Origin of the sequence: Paraburkholderia aromaticivorans (assembly GCF_012689525.1) — a bacterium.
Taxonomy (GTDB): Bacteria; Pseudomonadota; Gammaproteobacteria; order Burkholderiales; family Burkholderiaceae; genus Paraburkholderia; species Paraburkholderia aromaticivorans_A.
On record NZ_CP051516.1, the window covers coordinates 3,471,843 to 3,487,124 of the forward strand.

10 protein-coding genes and 5 pseudogenes are annotated in these 15,282 nt (G+C 64.8%); 10 read left to right on the forward strand and 5 right to left on the reverse strand.

The window, feature by feature from the left end; all coding sequences use genetic code 11:
- Positions 1-164: 164 nt before the first annotated feature.
- On the forward strand, positions 165-2,843 hold the full coding sequence (locus tag HF916_RS43785) for a DUF6600 domain-containing protein (RefSeq protein ID WP_168794849.1): 2,679 nt from the start codon (positions 165-167) through the stop codon (positions 2,841-2,843).
- Positions 2,844-2,948: 105 nt separating this feature from the next.
- Here the strand turns inward: HF916_RS43785 and HF916_RS43790 are convergent, their stop codons facing one another.
- Both HF916_RS43790 and HF916_RS43795 read right to left on the reverse strand, forming a co-directional pair.
- The gene (locus HF916_RS43790) at positions 2,949-3,920 is read right to left on the reverse strand and encodes a thymidylate synthase (RefSeq protein WP_168794850.1); all 972 of its coding nucleotides are present in this window, start codon (positions 3,918-3,920) and stop codon (positions 2,949-2,951) included.
- Between the two features lie 264 nt (positions 3,921-4,184).
- Positions 4,185-5,579 carry a sigma-54 dependent transcriptional regulator gene (locus tag HF916_RS43795; protein WP_106283797.1) on the reverse strand — a complete coding sequence of 465 codons (1,395 nt, stop codon included), beginning with the start codon at positions 5,577-5,579 and terminating at the stop codon, positions 4,185-4,187.
- 535 nt (positions 5,580-6,114) lie between these two features.
- On the opposite strand from HF916_RS43795, the gene HF916_RS43800 reads away from it, so the two are divergent.
- Positions 6,115-6,612: a hypothetical protein gene (locus tag HF916_RS43800; protein ID WP_168794851.1), complete on the forward strand. Its 498-nt coding sequence runs from the start codon at positions 6,115-6,117 to the stop codon at positions 6,610-6,612.
- On the opposite strand, the gene HF916_RS51265 is transcribed toward HF916_RS43800, so the two are convergent.
- Positions 6,600-6,881, reverse strand: coding sequence for a hypothetical protein (locus HF916_RS51265; RefSeq protein WP_240975883.1), 282 nt, complete (start codon positions 6,879-6,881; stop codon positions 6,600-6,602). The two genes, HF916_RS43800 and HF916_RS51265, sit on opposite strands and share 13 nt — an antisense overlap.
- Here HF916_RS51265 and HF916_RS43805 point away from each other — a divergent pair.
- The 6 genes and pseudogenes from HF916_RS43805 to HF916_RS43830 all read left to right on the forward strand — a co-directional run bounded on the left by HF916_RS43805 (position 6,835) and on the right by HF916_RS43830 (position 11,480).
- Positions 6,835-7,241, forward strand: a pseudogene (locus HF916_RS43805) (hypothetical protein). The gene HF916_RS51265 and the pseudogene HF916_RS43805 overlap by 47 nt on opposite strands.
- A 59-nt stretch (positions 7,242-7,300) precedes the next feature.
- A pseudogene (locus HF916_RS43810) lies at positions 7,301-8,107 on the forward strand (hypothetical protein); the annotation flags it as partial.
- Positions 8,108-8,202: 95 nt separating this feature from the next.
- A pseudogene (locus tag HF916_RS43815) lies at positions 8,203-8,604 on the forward strand (C39 family peptidase); the annotation flags it as partial.
- Between the two features lie 2 nt (positions 8,605-8,606).
- Positions 8,607-9,460 (forward strand): annotated as a pseudogene (locus tag HF916_RS43820) (hypothetical protein); the annotation flags it as partial.
- A gap of 181 nt (positions 9,461-9,641) precedes the next feature.
- A pseudogene (locus HF916_RS43825) lies at positions 9,642-10,764 on the forward strand (sigma 54-interacting transcriptional regulator); the annotation flags it as partial.
- A gap of 215 nt (positions 10,765-10,979) precedes the next feature.
- The gene (locus HF916_RS43830) at positions 10,980-11,480 is read left to right on the forward strand and encodes a dihydrofolate reductase (protein WP_168794852.1); all 501 of its coding nucleotides are present in this window, start codon (positions 10,980-10,982) and stop codon (positions 11,478-11,480) included.
- 159 nt (positions 11,481-11,639) lie between these two features.
- On the opposite strand, the gene pmbA is transcribed toward HF916_RS43830, so the two are convergent.
- Positions 11,640-13,010 (reverse strand): metalloprotease PmbA, encoded by a 1,371-nt coding sequence (gene pmbA, locus HF916_RS43835; protein WP_168794853.1) that lies wholly within the window; start codon positions 13,008-13,010, stop codon positions 11,640-11,642.
- Between the two features lie 313 nt (positions 13,011-13,323).
- Between pmbA and yjgA the strand changes: the two genes are divergently transcribed.
- Both yjgA and mog read left to right on the forward strand, forming a co-directional pair.
- Positions 13,324-13,938, forward strand: coding sequence for a ribosome biogenesis factor YjgA (gene yjgA / locus HF916_RS43840; RefSeq protein WP_168795853.1), 615 nt, complete (start codon positions 13,324-13,326; stop codon positions 13,936-13,938).
- Positions 13,919-14,575 (forward strand): molybdopterin adenylyltransferase, encoded by a 657-nt coding sequence (gene mog, locus HF916_RS43845; RefSeq protein ID WP_168794854.1) that lies wholly within the window; start codon positions 13,919-13,921, stop codon positions 14,573-14,575. The genes yjgA and mog overlap by 20 nt, the downstream gene beginning before the upstream one ends.
- 6 nt (positions 14,576-14,581) lie before the next feature.
- Here the strand turns inward: mog and orn are convergent, their stop codons facing one another.
- The gene (orn, locus tag HF916_RS43850) at positions 14,582-15,193 is read right to left on the reverse strand and encodes an oligoribonuclease (protein ID WP_168794855.1); all 612 of its coding nucleotides are present in this window, start codon (positions 15,191-15,193) and stop codon (positions 14,582-14,584) included.
- Between the last annotated feature and the right edge of the window lie 89 nt (positions 15,194-15,282).

Consider the following 15,282-nt stretch of genomic DNA (forward strand, 5'->3'; position numbering starts at 1 on the left):
ATGCGGTTACAGGAAATCCGCAATCAGCTTACGAATCGCCTTATCGAGACCTTTTGTTACACGGTGATGAGGCAGCCTTACAAAAGTGGGAGTCTTGAAACAAACGCCACGGGTACAGTGACTGCACGGATGCCGCACGATGCCGCGTCCGTCGGAGCTAAATCATGAGAACAGTCACCCCACACCGCTATTCGAACCGCCGGGCTATCGGCTATACGCTGATCGCAGCCGCCACCTTCCTGCTGGCAGGCCAGGCCACCTTCGCTCAGGAAATCGAGGAGGCGCCGCAGAGCGCCGCCGCCACGCAGAACACCGATCCGCCCGGCCGCGTCGCGCGCCTGAACTACACGGCGGGCGCCGTGACCGCCGAAGCGGCCGGCGCCACCGACTGGTCGTACGCGCAGATCAACCGCCCGCTCACCACCGGCGACCAGTTGTGGAACGATCAGAACGCGCGCTCCGAGCTGCATATCGGCTCGACCGCGGTGCGCCTCGGGCCGTCCACCAGTCTCGACCTGCTCAATCTCGACGACAACAGCGCCCAGCTCAAAGTCGCGCAAGGCACGTTGTCGGCGCGCGTGCGCGAACTCGCGCCGGGCTCGTCCTATGAGATCGACACGCCGAATCTCGCGCTCAGCCTGGACGGTCCCGGCGACTATCGCCTCGACGTCGCGCCGGACGGCAGCAGCACGACCGTCACCGTCCGCAGCGGCGGCGCCACGGTCTATGGCGACAGCGGCCAGGTGCCGCTCGCCGCCGGCCAGCAGATCCGCTTCGGCGGCACCAACCTGCAACAGGTCGCCGACAATGGCGCGCCCGGTCTCGACGGCTTCGATCAGTGGGCCGCCGGCCGCGACGCGTCGGAAGACCGCTCGGTGTCGGCGCGCTACGTGTCGCGCGACATTCCCGGCTACCAGGATCTCGACGCCAACGGCACATGGCAAAGCTCGCCGCAATACGGCGAAGTGTGGGTGCCGCGCGGCACGCCCGCCGGCTGGGCGCCGTATCACGACGGCCATTGGGTCTGGCAGGCGCCGTGGGGCTGGACCTGGGTCGACGACGCACCGTGGGGCTTCGCGCCCTACCACTACGGCCGCTGGGCCCAGGTCGACGACACGTGGGCATGGGTGCCGGGGCCGGTCGCGGTCAGCGAGCCGCCCGTCTACGCGCCGGCGCTGGTCGCCTTCGTGGGTGGCGGTGGCGGCGGCCCAAACTGGGGGGTGGATCTGGCGATCGGCGGAGCGATCGCAGCTGGCGTCGCGTGGTTCCCGCTCGGGCCGGGCGAGCCGTGGCATCCGCATTGGGGCGGTCACGATCACTGGAGTCCCGGTTACTACAACCGCGTCAACCGGACGACGATCGTCAACAACTACAACCGCAATGTGAATGTGACCAACATTCACAACACGTACATCAACTACCGGGCGCCGGGCGCCGTGACCGCAGTGCCGGCGACGGCCTTCGTGCACGGCCAGCCGGTCGGGCGCTTTGCCCAGAAGGTCGATCCGCGGCAATGGCGCAACGCGCAGATCAACCCCGGCGGTCCGGGCATCGCGCCGGTGCGGGAGAGCTTCGGGCCGGGCCAGCGCAACGCGAATTACCGGCCGCCAGCGACGGTGATGACGCGTCCGGTGGTGGCGACGCGTAGTCCGGCGATGCCGGCGGCCTACCACGACAGCCTCGCGCAACGTTTCGCGCAAAGCGGCGGACGGGTGCCGGGCGGCGGTCAACCTATCGTGCGGACCTCGGTGCCCGCGCACATGGCGGGCGGACCGAGCGCGCTGCCGGTGCAGAACGTGCGGATCGTGCAGTCGCATCTCGCCGGACGTGCGCCGGGCATGGCAGCGGGCGCGCCGGGTGGACCGGATGGGATGCAGCAGCGGCCGGGCGAAGCACCGCGTGGCGGAGAGCAGCAAGCGCGTCCAGGGATGCCGCCGAGCGCGCCGGGTGGAGCTGGCGCTATGCAACAGCAAGCCGCACAGCGGCCAGGTGAAGCGCCGCGTGGCGGCGAACCGCAAGCGCGTCCGGGCATGCCGCCGCAGATGGCCAACCAGCGGCCGCAGTCTGGCGAGGCGGGACATCCGTCGAACGGCGTGCCGCGTCCGCCGCAAGCGAACGGCGGCAATCCGGCGGGGTTTGCACAGCAGCAGCAGCGCGGTATGCCGCAGCAGGCGGGTCAGCAGTCGGGCGTGAACCCGGCTGTGAACGAGCGTCACGAGCCCGCCTGGACTCAGCCGCACGCGCCGATGGCGCAGCAAGCCCAGCAGCATGGCGGGGCGCAGTCGCAGGCAGGACGGCCGGAGTTCGCGCAACAGCCCGGTGCGCAGCAGCACGGAGCGGCGCGTCCTGGGGAGAACCCAGCGATCCAGCAGCAACAGCAGCAGGTGCGTCAACAGGAGAATCGGCCGCAACCGCAGCCGCAGCAGCAGCAGCAGGCCCAGTTGCAGCGTCAACCTGAGCCGCAGACGCCGCGTCCGGCAGAAATCCAGGCGCAGCAACAACCGCGTCAGGAATATCATCCGCAGCCCGTGCAGCAGCCGATGCAGCAGCCACGCCAGGAACCGCGTCCGGAGCCGCGTCAGCAGCAGGTGCAGCAACAACCTCGGCCGGAGTTCCATCCCCAGCCGCAGCCGCAGCCTCAGCCGCAGCCGCAACAGCAGCCGCGCCAGCAGCAGGTGCAACAACAGCCCCGGCCGGAGTTTCATCCGCAACCGCAACCGCAACAGCAGCCACACCAGGAGGCGCGCCCCCAGCAGGTGCAGCAGCCGCATCCTCAAGCACAGCCACAGCACGGCGACCAGCATTCGGGCGGCGGCAACCACGACGAGCATCGCAAAGGCTGAGTGTCTCCCGCCTGCGAGTTGGCAGGGAGCATAAAAAAACCGCCGCGATTCGCATCTCGGCGGTTTTTCTTTATGCGAATGGGCCGCTTACCGGCCCGACGACGATCAAACGGCCATCGGCGCCGTGAGCGGCTCGTGATGCCGGTAGCCGACCAGCGAGAAATCCGACGGCTCGATCTTTTCAAGCCATTCCGGCTCGTACACGCGAGTTTTCGCATATTCCGGCACACGATCGGAGATCGCGAAGGCCGGGCTTTCGTACGGCTCGCGCGTGAGTTGCTGCTGCAGCATGTCGAGCTGGTTTTCGTAAATATGCGCGTCACCGATGAAATAGGTGAACCAGCGCGGCGTGTAACCCGTCAGACGACCGACCAGATGCAGCAACGCCGCGCCTTCGGTCAGATTGAACGGCGTACCGAGCCCGACGTCATTACTGCGAATGTACAGGCACAGCGAAATCTCCCTGGTCACCACATTCGGCAGAAACTGATACAGCAGGTGACAAGCCGGCAACGCGATCTGGTCGAGCACCGCGGGGTTCCACGCATGAAACAAAATGCGCCGGTCCGCCGGGTTCTGCATGATCGTGTCCAGACACTGGCGCAACTGGTCGATCGCCTTGTACAGCAGGATTTTGTTGGTGCCGTCTTCTTCGAATTCGGTCACCACCTGGAAGCCACGTGCGGTCGCGTCGGCAAGCTGCGCGCCCGCGGTCGCGTCCAGCACCTTGTAGGCCGGCCACTGGCGCCACTGCACGCCATACACGTCGCCGAGATCGTCCGGACCCTGACGATAGGGATTGGCGAGCCATTGCGGGTTCTGGTTGGCATTCGCGTCCCACACCTTGCAGCCGAGATCGCGGAAATCCGCCGCGCTGCGCGAGGCGCGCAGGAACCCGACCAGTTCGCCCACCGCCGATTTGAACGCCAGCTTTTTCGTGGTGACCGCGGGAAAACCTTGCTGAAGGTCGAAGCGCAACATCGCGCCCGGCATGCTGATGGTGCGGATGCCAGTGCGGTTCTCCTGCCACGTGCCGGTGTCGAGAATCGTGCGGACGAGGTCGAGGTATTGTTTCATTCGGGTTCCTTCGACGAGGCGCGTTCCGGGTCGATCCGGGCGCCACGGAGATTGAGCGGAAAACCCGATTTTAACAAGCGCGGCGGGACGACGCCTGGTCGTGGCGCGCGGCATCGAAAATATCGAGGGAAAAGGTGACGCGAGGGGTGCGAGTTCGGCGCGAGCCGACGGCACGCGGCCGGTCGCAGGATCGCTCGATACGCGCTGAAAGTGCCACTGAAATCGTTTACCGGCCCACGAGACCCGCAAGGCCCGTCAAACGATCTACAGATGCGGCACCGAAGCCGGCAATTCGCCGTGCGGCGTGGCGAGCGGCTCCCCTTCCATATGGCGCATCCCATGCGAGCACAGCAGCCGGTACAACGTGACGCGCGAGATGCCGAGTTCCTGCGCGGCGTCGCCGAGACGCCCGCGGTGACGCAACAGCGCCAGTTCGATCGCCTGACGTTCGGCCGCTTCCCGCGCCTGCGCGAGCGATACCGGCACGATCTCCACGTATTCGGCGAGCTCGAGATCGCGCGCCGTGATCGCGCGCCCTTCCGACATCACGATGGCGCGCCGCACGCGGTTGATCAGCTCGCGCACATTGCCCGGCCAGCCGTAGTTATGCAGCGCCGCGATCGCGTCCGGCGCGAAGCCGCGCAAGCGGCGGCTTGCATCTTTCTTGAAACGTTCCAGCATGTGCCGCGCGAGCAGTTCGATATCCTTACCGCGCGCGCGCAGCGGCGGTTCATCGATCTGCAATACGCACAGGCGGTGGTAGAGGTCGGAGCGGAACCGCCCTTCGATCATCGCCGCGGTCATATCCACGTGCGTGGCCGAGATGATGCGCACGTCGACGTCGATCGCACCGTGCCCGCCGAGCCGCTCCACCTTGCGTTCCTGCAGGAAGCGCAGCAGGCTCGCCTGGCTTTCGAGCGGCAGGTCGCCGATTTCGTCGAGGAAGAGCGTGCCGCCGTTCGCCGCTTCCACCCGGCCGATCTTGCGTTGATTGGCGCCGGTGAACGCGCCGCGTTCATAGCCGAATAGTTCGGATTGCAATAGATGCGGCGGGATCGCGCCGCAGTTGATCGGCACGAAAGGCGCATTGCGCCGCGCCGAGCGCTCGTGAATCGCGACCGCCGTCAGTTCCTTGCCGGTGCCCGATTCGCCCGAGATGAATACCGGCGCGTCGGTCATCGCCACTTTGCGGATCGAACGGAACAGCGCGAGCATGGCGTCGCACGAGCCGACCATTTCGCCTTCGGCGCCTTGCGATGCATCGTTGGAGGCCGTTTCGCCGAGGGAAATCATGCCGTAGGCGTGACCCACCGAATCGACGATCCGGTCGCCCGAATACGGCACCGTGACGTAGTCGAAACAGTAGTCGCGCACGAGCCGGCGCAACGCGGCGTCCTGCAGTTGACCCGGCATGGTGGCCGCGACCCAGCCGACGTTCGGCATGGTCAGGCAAGATTCGAAGGCGGCGATTTCGTGTGGCTGAAATTCGCTAGACAGATCCAGCAGGCCGCCAGCCGCCATTCCGGCGCGAACGGCCCGGCGCACGTCGCGCGCCGACCCCACGACTTCCACATGCCAGCCGCGCTGGTGAAACCGAGTATTCAGCTCCGCGCTCGGATCGCGCGAAACGTAAATCAGTTGCCGCGTTGCGGGTTCCATTATTCAGATCCTCTCGTCAACGAACGTTAAGGATGACGCACGCACCTGAAACAAGTTCAGACACGCTGACTCATTCGGGATTCGCGATATAGCAAAAACCGAACGGCCATTCCATTCCGTGCGGACAGCTGATCCCCAAGAAAGCGGCGTGTGTGTTTGAGACGGCCCGTTAGCGGGCTTTTTTAAATCTGAAGCTCTTTTTCGAGAGCTTACTATACGCGCGCCGCTTGGAAAACAATTATGCGAATTTAATCGCCTACACCTTGCCCAGCAGGGCTCCGCGGGAGATAAACAGTTATTCAGCCGACGAATAAAACATTAGTGGAAGCGCTTTTCCTGGCGTAGACCCCAAGGTAGTTCGTACCGCCCGAATAAACGAATTACAGGTATTTCCTGCTCGCCGTTTCAGCGCTGAAACGTTTTTGTACGATTTCTCAATTGTTGCTCCGACGTTTTCACTCGCATCCCGATGCATCAATGGATTGCGAGCGATGGCACACGTTTCGCTAAATGTTGTGCACCAAGGAGACACATCATGCGACTCGCTTTCCGCATCGATCTGGGCGGCATTGCACCATGCGCGGTACTTTGCACCGCAATCGCACTGATCATGCTGCCCATTGGCGCCAATGGACAGGAAGCCGGACAGGCTCCATCCGCCACGCTGACGGAATCTACCGATGCAGGCTCCGCCATCTTCCCGAACGCCACGCTCGCCACGCCCACCTCATCCGATACGACGACGCGCGCCGCCACCCTATTCTCCCAGCTTGCCGCCAACGCGCTGAGCATTCCGGCCGATCGTGCATCCGTGAACGATTTTTCGCGCGACGACCAGGTGCTCTCGCGGCAACGCGGCGGCGCGGTCGGCATGGTGATGGTGGCCGCGACGCCGCAACTCATGCGCGGCAACGGCGGCAGCGGCAACAACGTGACGCTGTGGGACGAGATCGCCCCGCCCCCGCCTTTACCGATTCCGATCGACGCAGCGCGCGCCGCCCAAGGCAACGTCGCCAACTATCAAAGAAAGTAGCCAAAGAAATTAGCCGAACAGATTAGCGAAGCAAACAGGGGGTGGCGGTGCAGCAAATACACCGCCCGCAGGCAAGACAACAAGACGCAAGCAAGGACCGACATGACTGCCTCAAACCGGATGCCGCGCGCACTCAGGTCGCGCGTGTCGTCGCTCATCTCGTTGCCGGCGGCACTAACAAGCGTGCTGGTCTTGCTCAGCGCCTCTTTTGCCGTCGACGCCATGGCACAGCAGGCCGTCAATCCTGGCGACATCATCGTCGAGCGCACGGTTACGCCGCGCGACGCCTTCGTACCGGTGACGAGAAGTCAGGACCCGGTCGCCGTGCGCGCCACCACTTTCCCGGCTAACTCATTCAATCCGGCCGTCGCCCAGATCGTGGGCGATACCGATCTGACGAATGCGCACGGGTCGAGCGGCGTGGCGGACGGCGCGTGCTCGGCGGCACCGGCATGCAGGCGGTCACCCAGATCCTCAGCGGCAAGGCGACCGGCAACAACGTGGCGCTTAATTCCGGCGGTATCGGCCTGCCCGCGCCGGGCATCGGCGGGACCATCACCTCGTCGGTGACGGGCGCGCTGGCGCCGCTGTTGAACGCGCTCACCGGCGCGCTTGGAGGGATGAAATGAGCCCGCTCGTGCATCCGCTCAAGCTTCGGACGCTACATGCGGCGCTGTGCGTCTGCGTGGGCGCTGCCCTGGTGGCGAACCACGCCCCCGGCTATCAGACCAGCCAGCAGGCAGCGGTGATCGCCGGCGGCTTCACGCACACCAGCCAGAACGCCGGCGGCCATATCGCAGCCGGCGGCTCGATCGGCGGCAACTACAACTACTCGGGCATCAACACGCCGTTCGGCGGCGGCGGGACGTTCCACGCAGCCGGCGGACTCCAGGCCGGCTACAGGGAATCGAGCTACGCCAACACGTTGGGCGTGGCCGGCGGCTTCGAAGCATCGGAAGCATCCGGACAGGGCAAGGTGTGGGGCTACAAGGCCAGCGAAGGTTCGGGCAACCTGGGCATCAACATCGCGGAAGGCATCAGCAACGCCCAGAGCAATGACGTGTCGCTCGCCTCGGTCGACATCGGCAACGTGTTCGGCAATGCGCAGATCTTCAGCACGCAATCGTCGAGCGGCACCGCCCGGATCAACAACTTCAATCTGAATGCGTCGATCGGGGATGGCTCGCTGTCGGGTGTGACGGGCAACGTCGGGGTGAACGTCGCCTCGGGTATCGGCAACGTGCAGAACAACAGCCTCGCCGGTGCCGTGACGACGACCAAGCCGGGCAACGCGCTGACCACGGCGATGGTCGCCACGGATGACAACTCGCAAACCGCCGGCATGACGGTCACGGGTCAATTCCAGGGCACCGCGATGTTGGGTTCCAACGCGCTCGCTAACGCATCCGGCAACATCGGCGTGAATATCGCCGGCGGCGCGGGCAACCTGCAGCACAACGGCCTTGCGATCGCTGCGCTGAACAGCGGCCACTAAGCCGGCGACAGGCAGAAGAAGCCAGAAAGCAGTTGGGGGGGAGGACGCGCCGGCAGCCATCGCAGCGGCCGGCGCGTATAGAGGGGGAGACCGGCATGTTGGGGCTCAGGAGGTACCCGGCGCTACAGTTCGCCGTAGCGCTGGCCAGCTGCACGCTGTGCGTGGGCCAAAGTTACGCGCAGGCGACCATCGACACGTCCACGCTGGCGGGCGTTCCGTTGAAAAAGACGGTGCGCTCGATGAAGGACATCCGCTACAGCCACATCGTCAATCAGCAGTTCGACTACAGCTGCGGTGCGGCGGCGCTGGCTACGCTCCTCAAATACGGCTATGGCATCGATATTCCGGAAACCGAACTGATCCGCCGGATGATGGTGTTCTCCACGCCCGAAGTCGTTGTCAAGAATGGCTTCTCCATGCTCGACATGAAGAAATTCGTCGAGACCATCGGTTTGCGCGGCCGCGGCTTCCGGGTCAACGCCGACGCGCTCCAGCACTCGATCGCCGCCAGTTGCAGTTGTCAGCGCGCTCGACGCGATTTTCCTCGGCAACATCAACCTGGGCGAGACCAAGTCGCACCAGGTGATGGCGGACCTCGATACGCGCTACGGCCTGACCGACCGCATGAGTATCGACGTCGACGTGCCGTACATCTACCGGCATAGCAACTTCATTGTGGGTGGAGCGGGCGGCGCGGCGAGCACGATGTCGGATGCGTCGGTGAACGGCAGCGATATCGGCGACGTCAACTTCGGGATCTACTACCAGTTCCTGAAGGAGACCAACAGCCTGCCGGACGTGGTCGGCAGCCTGCGCATCAAGGCGCCGACCGGCACCTCGCCGTTCGGCGAAAAGCTGGTGCAACTGGACGCCAACAACACCAATCTGGTGGCGCCGGGCAAGCTGCCCACCGGCACGGGCTTCTGGAACATCACGGCCGGCGTCTCGCTGTTGAAGACCTATGACCCGGTGGTGCTGTTCGGCAGCCTCTCTTACACGTACAACATCGCGCGCTCGTTCGCGGACATCTCGTCGGTGCAGGGGCAAACCCAGCCGGCGACGGTCAAGCTCGGCGACATCGTGCAGTTCGGCGGCGGCGTGGCGCTCGCATTCTCCGACAAGGACTCGGCCAGCATCTCGTACACGCTGGCGCTCGCACCCGAATCGAAGACACGCGCGCCCGGGGGCTCATACGAAAAAGTGCCAGGCAGCGAGACGACGGCCGCGGCGCTGAATTTTGGCCTGAACCACGTCGTGAACAAGCACCTGACCATCAACGGCTCGGTCTCCGTGGGCTTGACGCCCGACGCGCCGAACTTCGTGGTCGGGCTGCCGTTTCCCTACACATTCTGACGTGTCAACGATACGAGGTCGAACGTGCGTGAATCACCTCATCTGACCAGTGTTGCTCCGGTCGCCGGAGCGGGGTCGGGAGCGCATCGGGCACGGGCGCTGCCGAACGAGATGGCGGCGGGCTGTCCCGTCGACGTCGCGACAAGCCGGCCTTCGGCGGTCGTGGCGACGATCGGTGGCGCGGCGCCTCGTGCGCCACTACTGTTTCGACTTCGTCAAGGTGCCGGTGGCCAACGCCACGGTCGACTATCTGGTCGGCCACGCATACGGCATGGTGACGCTGTGCGATCCCGAAGTCGCGCCGCCCATGAGCGAGTCGGGCGACGAAGAAATGGTCGGCACCTGCGAGGCCATGCAGCAACTCTTTCGCACCATCCGGAAAGTGGCGAACACCGACGCGAGCGTGTTCATCTCCGGCGAGTCGGGCACCGGCAAGGAACTGACCGCGCTCGCGATTCACGAGCGTTCGCCGCGCCGCAAGGCGCCGTTCATCGCGATCAATTGCGGCGCGATTCCGCACCATCTGCTGCAGTCCGAATTATTCGGCTATGAACGCGGCGCGTTCACCGGCGCGAATCAGCGCAAGATCGGCCGCGTCGAGGCCGCCGACGGCGGCACGCTGCTGCTCGACGAAATCGGCGACCTGCCGCTCGAAAGCTAGGCGAGCCTGCTGCGCTTTCTTCAGGAAGGCAAGATCGAGCGGCTCGGCGGACGCGAATCGATTCCCGTCGACGTGCGTATCATTTCCGCGACGCACGTCGATCTGGAAGGCGCGATGCGCGATGCGCGACGGCCAGTTCCGCGCCGACCTGTTTCACCGGCTCTGCGTCCTGCGGGTGGACGAGCCGCCGCTGCGCGCGCGCCGCAAGGACATCGAAATTCTCGCGCAGCACATCCTGCACAAGTTCAAGACCGACAGCGCGCGCAAGATCCGCGGCTTCAAGCCGTCGGCGATCGAGGCGCTCTACAACTACAACTGGCCCGGCAACGTCCGCGAGCTGATCAACCGGGTGCGCCGCGCGATCGTGATGGCGGAAAACAAGCTGATTTCCGCCGACGACTTCGATCTCGGGCACTTCACCGCGCAGCAGACCATGACGCTCTCACAAGCGCGCGAGGCCGCCGAGAAGCGCGCGATCGAAGCGGCGCTGCTGCGCCATCGTCATCGGCTGAACGAGGCGGCGCTGGATCTGAATATTTCGCGTGTGACGCTGTATCGTCTGATGGGTCAGCATGGGTTGCGCGAATTGAGTGCCGCCGACGAGAAGGCGGCGTTTGCCGCGGACGATAGCGCGCCGGAATGAGCGTTGGCGCGGGCTGGATGGGGTCGGCGGCGTCTCGTGAAGCTGCGTGACGCCGCGTGACGCCGCGTGATCAGGCAGCCGCATCCGGCTGCGGCGAGTTCGTGGCTTGCCGGGCGCGTCCCGCCCGACTGCGTGGCCACGTGCTGGACCCGCCGCCGCGGCGCGGACCCGCACGTCAGGTAGAATCAGTCTGGTTACGTTCCCCTTTCCATTCGATGACGACGCTCACCCTGATCGTCGCTCGCGCCAACAACGGCGTGATCGGCCGCGACAACCAGTTGCCCTGGCGACTTCCCGAAGACCTCGCGTTCTTCAAGCGCACCACCATGGGTGCGCCCATCATCATGGGACGCAAGACGCACGAGTCGATCGGCCGGCCGTTGCCGGGACGCCGCAACATCGTCGTGACACGGGATGCCACGCGGCGTTTTCAGGGCTGCGACGCAGCCACGACGCTCGAAGACGCGCTCAAGCTCGCCGCGCAGGATCAGGCGCCGGAAGCGTTTCTGATCGGCGGCGCGCAGTTGTATGCGGAAGGTTTGCGGCAGGCGGACAAGCTGATCATCACCGAAATTTCCGCCGACTTCGAAGGCGACGCCACGTTCCCGGCAATCGACGAAAACGAGTGGGAAGAAGTCGCGCATGAAACGCATCGCGCGGATGCGCCGAACGATTTCGACTACGCGTTCGTGACATACGAGCGCAAAGGCGCTTGAAGGATTTTTTTGGCTTGAGACGTTAGCGCCGCGCGCAAAGCAAACAGTCGGCGCTGCCCGTCTGATCACGCATAAAAAAACGCCACGCAGTGACTTGCGTGGCGTTTTCGCTTTTTACGGGCCTGGTGAAAGGCCCGCAAGGATGCCGCTGAAACCCGCTTACTGCCCCGCGATCGTCATCCGTTCGATCAACACAGAGCCGGTTTGCTTGGTGCCGCGCGTGATCGTGTCCGCGCCGATCGCGACGATGTGGTGGAACATCTCCTGCAGCGTGCTCGCCACCGTAATTTCCTCGACCGGATACTGGATCTTACCGTTCTCGACCCAGAAGCCCGACGCGCCACGCGAATAATCGCCCGTCACGTAGTTCACGCCCTGCCCCATCAGTTCGGTCAGCAACAGGCCCGTGCCGAGCTTGCGCAGCATCTCTTCGAAGTCGTCCTCGGGGCGCGTGTTCGAGCTCCGCAGCGACAGGTTATGCGAGCCGCCCGCATTACCGGTGGTCTGCATACCGAGCTTGCGCGCCGAATAGGTGGACAGGAAATAGCCTTCCACCACGCCGTCTTTCACCACCGAGCGCTGTTTGGTGCGCACGCCTTCTTCGTCGAACGGCGCGCTGCCCATGGCGCGGGCGACATGCGGGTCTTCGACCACTTGCACGTGCGGCGCGAACACCGGCTTGCCGAGGCTGTCGACGAGGAATGAAGTCTTGCGATACAGCGCGCCGCCGCTCGTGGCTTGCACGAATGCGCCGAGGATGCCCGCGGCGAGCGGCGCTTCGAACAGGACCGGCACCTTGCGCGTATCCAGACCGCGCGCACCGATGCGCGCCAGCGCGCGTTGCGCCGCGTAACGGCCGACGGCTTCCGGATCGGCCAGTTCTTCGGCGCTGCGGGTGGACGTGTACCAATCGTCGCGCTGCATGTTGCGGGCGCTGCCGGCAATCGGCGCGCACGCGATGTAGTGGCGCGAGTATGGATAGCCCGACAGAAAGCCACGCGAGGTGGCCAGCACGAACTGCGAGTGCTGTGCCGAGACGCTCGCGCCTTCCGAATTCTTGATCTGCGGATCGGTCGCGAACGCAGCGTCTTCCGAGCGGCGGGCGATTTCAACCGCTTCGTCCGCGGACAGATTCCACGGGTGATAGAGATCGAGATCGCGCGGCGCCGTTTCCAGCAGCTCGGCTTCGGCGAGGCCCGCGCAATCGTCTTCCGCCGTGAAGCGGGCGATGTTGTAGGCCGCCGCGACCGTGTCCTTCAAGGCCTGCGACGAAAAGTCCGAAGTGCTCGCATTGCCGCGCTTGTTGCCGATGAACACCGTCACGCCGACCATCTTGTCGCGGTTGTGTTCGATCGTCTCGACTTCGCCGCGCCGCACGGAGACGGACAGGCCGTCGCCTTCGGAAATCTCGGTCGCCGCGTCGGTACCGCCGAGCGACTTCGCGTGACGAAGGATGTCCGAGGCGATTTCCTTCAGTTCATCCTGGGTGTGCGGAAAAAAGCGCTGCTTGACGTCCATGTCTGCTGCCATTGTCGTTGCCGTCCTGTTCGGGGCCGAGCGGCCCAGGGTGTGTTCGCTATGTTCGCCGTGTTCGCACCGGTCACGCCCATGCCTGACGCATGCGAGCACGCCCGCGTCTGCGCGTGTGTCCGGCGCGTGTGTCCGGTGACGTATCCCGCGATCATAGCAAGGTACGCGATGCCGTACCTGGCATTCGCTGCGCCTGGCGTCACGGTCGCCTGAGCGCCGCCTGAGCGCCGCAATGTCATCGCTTCGCAATGCGTGAGGCCTTGTGCGCGGCAGCACCGCGGGTTCGGCGGGCGCGGCACGCTACAATATCGAAATGACACGCAAAACCCGCATTCAACCCATCGAATCCGCCGAGCCGGAAGTCGACGAGAACGGCTACGACCGTCCCAGCAAATCCCAGCTCAAGCGCGACATGCACGAGCTGCAGGAACTGGGCTCGGCGCTGATCGCGCTGCCCAAAGACGCGCTCAAGCGCATGCCGATGCCCGAAAAGCTCGACGACGCCGTGCGCGAAGCACGCCGCATCACCGATCACGAAGGCAAACGCCGCCAGGTGCAATATGTCGGCCGCGTGATGCGCTCGCTGCTGGACGAGGAAACCGCCGCGCTGCGCACCGCGCTCGACACCTTTAACGGCGTCAACAAGGCGGAAACGGCCAAGCTCCACTGGATCGAGCGCACCCGCGAAAAGCTGCTCGCCGACGACGCCGCGCTGACCGATTTCATCCGCCAGCACCCGAACGCCGACCCGCAGCAAGGTCGCACGCTGATCCGCAACGCCCGCAAGGAAGCGCTGCAGAGCAAGCCGCCGCGCTACTTCCGCGAACTGTTCCAGTGGATCAAGAACGCGGACGGCCCGTCCGCGGCAACCGATGCCGACGCCGACGACGCCCTGGACGAAGACGACGATGACGACCGCGACGCCTAAGCACCCAGGTAAGCAGCCGCGCCAGCACCCCGACGAAATCGTGATCGGTCTCGTGTCGATCAGCGATCGCGCGTCCACCGGCGTGTACGAGGACAAAGGCCTTCCGGCCTTGCAGGAATGGCTCGGCGCGGCGCTGACTTCGCCGTGGCAAGTGGTCACGCGCCTGATTCAGGACGACGCGCCGACCATTTCCGCCACGCTGACCGAACTGGTCGACGAAGTCGGCTGCGATCTGGTACTGACCACCGGCGGCACCGGCCCGTCGCGCCGCGACGTGACGCCCGAGGCGACGCTTGCCGTCGCCACCAAGGAAATGCCGGGTTTCGGCGAGCAGATGCGGCAGATCAGCCTGAATTTCGTGCCGACCGCGGTTCTGTCGCGCCAGGTCGCGGTGATCCGCGAAACGGCGGAGCACGCGGCGCTGATCATCAACCTGCCGGGTCAGCCGAAGTCGATCAAGGAAACGCTGGAAGGTTTGCGCGACGCCGAAGCAGGCGGCGCGGTGAAGGTGCCGGGCATTTTCGCCGCGGTGCCGTACTGCATCGACCTGATCGGCGGACCGTACGTGGAAACCAACGCCGACGTGGTGAAGGCGTTCCGGCCGAAGAACGCGCAGCGCGCGCCCCGGCCGGCTTAGGCAATTTTATTCCGCGCCGTCGGCGGCGTCCGGTGCCGACGGGATCAGGAAGTGCTCGCGGTAATACTTCAGTTCGTCGATCGACTCGTGGATATCGGCCAGCGCCGTGTGCATCGCGCGCTTCTGGAAGCCCTTGTAGATGGCCGGCTGCCAGCGGCGGCACAGTTCCTTCAGGGTGCTGACGTCGAGATTACGGTAGTGGAAGAAGCGTTCCAGATCCGGCATCCAGCGCGCCATGAAGCGGCGGTCCTGGCAGATCGAGTTGCCGCACATCGGCGATTTGCCCGGCGGCACAAATAAGCTCAGGAAATCGCGAATCTGTTCGGTGGCGTCGGCCTCGCTCACCGTGGACGCCTTCACACGGTCGATCAGGCCCGAGCGGCCATGCGTGTTCTGATTCCACTGATCCATCTTGGCGAGTGTCTCGTCGCTCTGATGAATCGCCAGAACCGGCCCTTCGACCAACCTGTCGAGCGTCGAATTCGTCACCACCACCGCGATTTCGATGATGCGGTCGGAATCGGGCTCGAGCCCGGTCATTTCCATGTCCAGCCAGACGAGATTCATGTCGCTGCGCACGAGCGGCGGCTGTTCGGTGGATGCGAGGATGTCAGTCATGAAGGCAACCTTGATAGCCCGGCAAACGGCTCTTCTACAAGCCCGCCTGCCACGGCGATTGTTCGTTTGAGATTGGTTTAGGCGTGTTC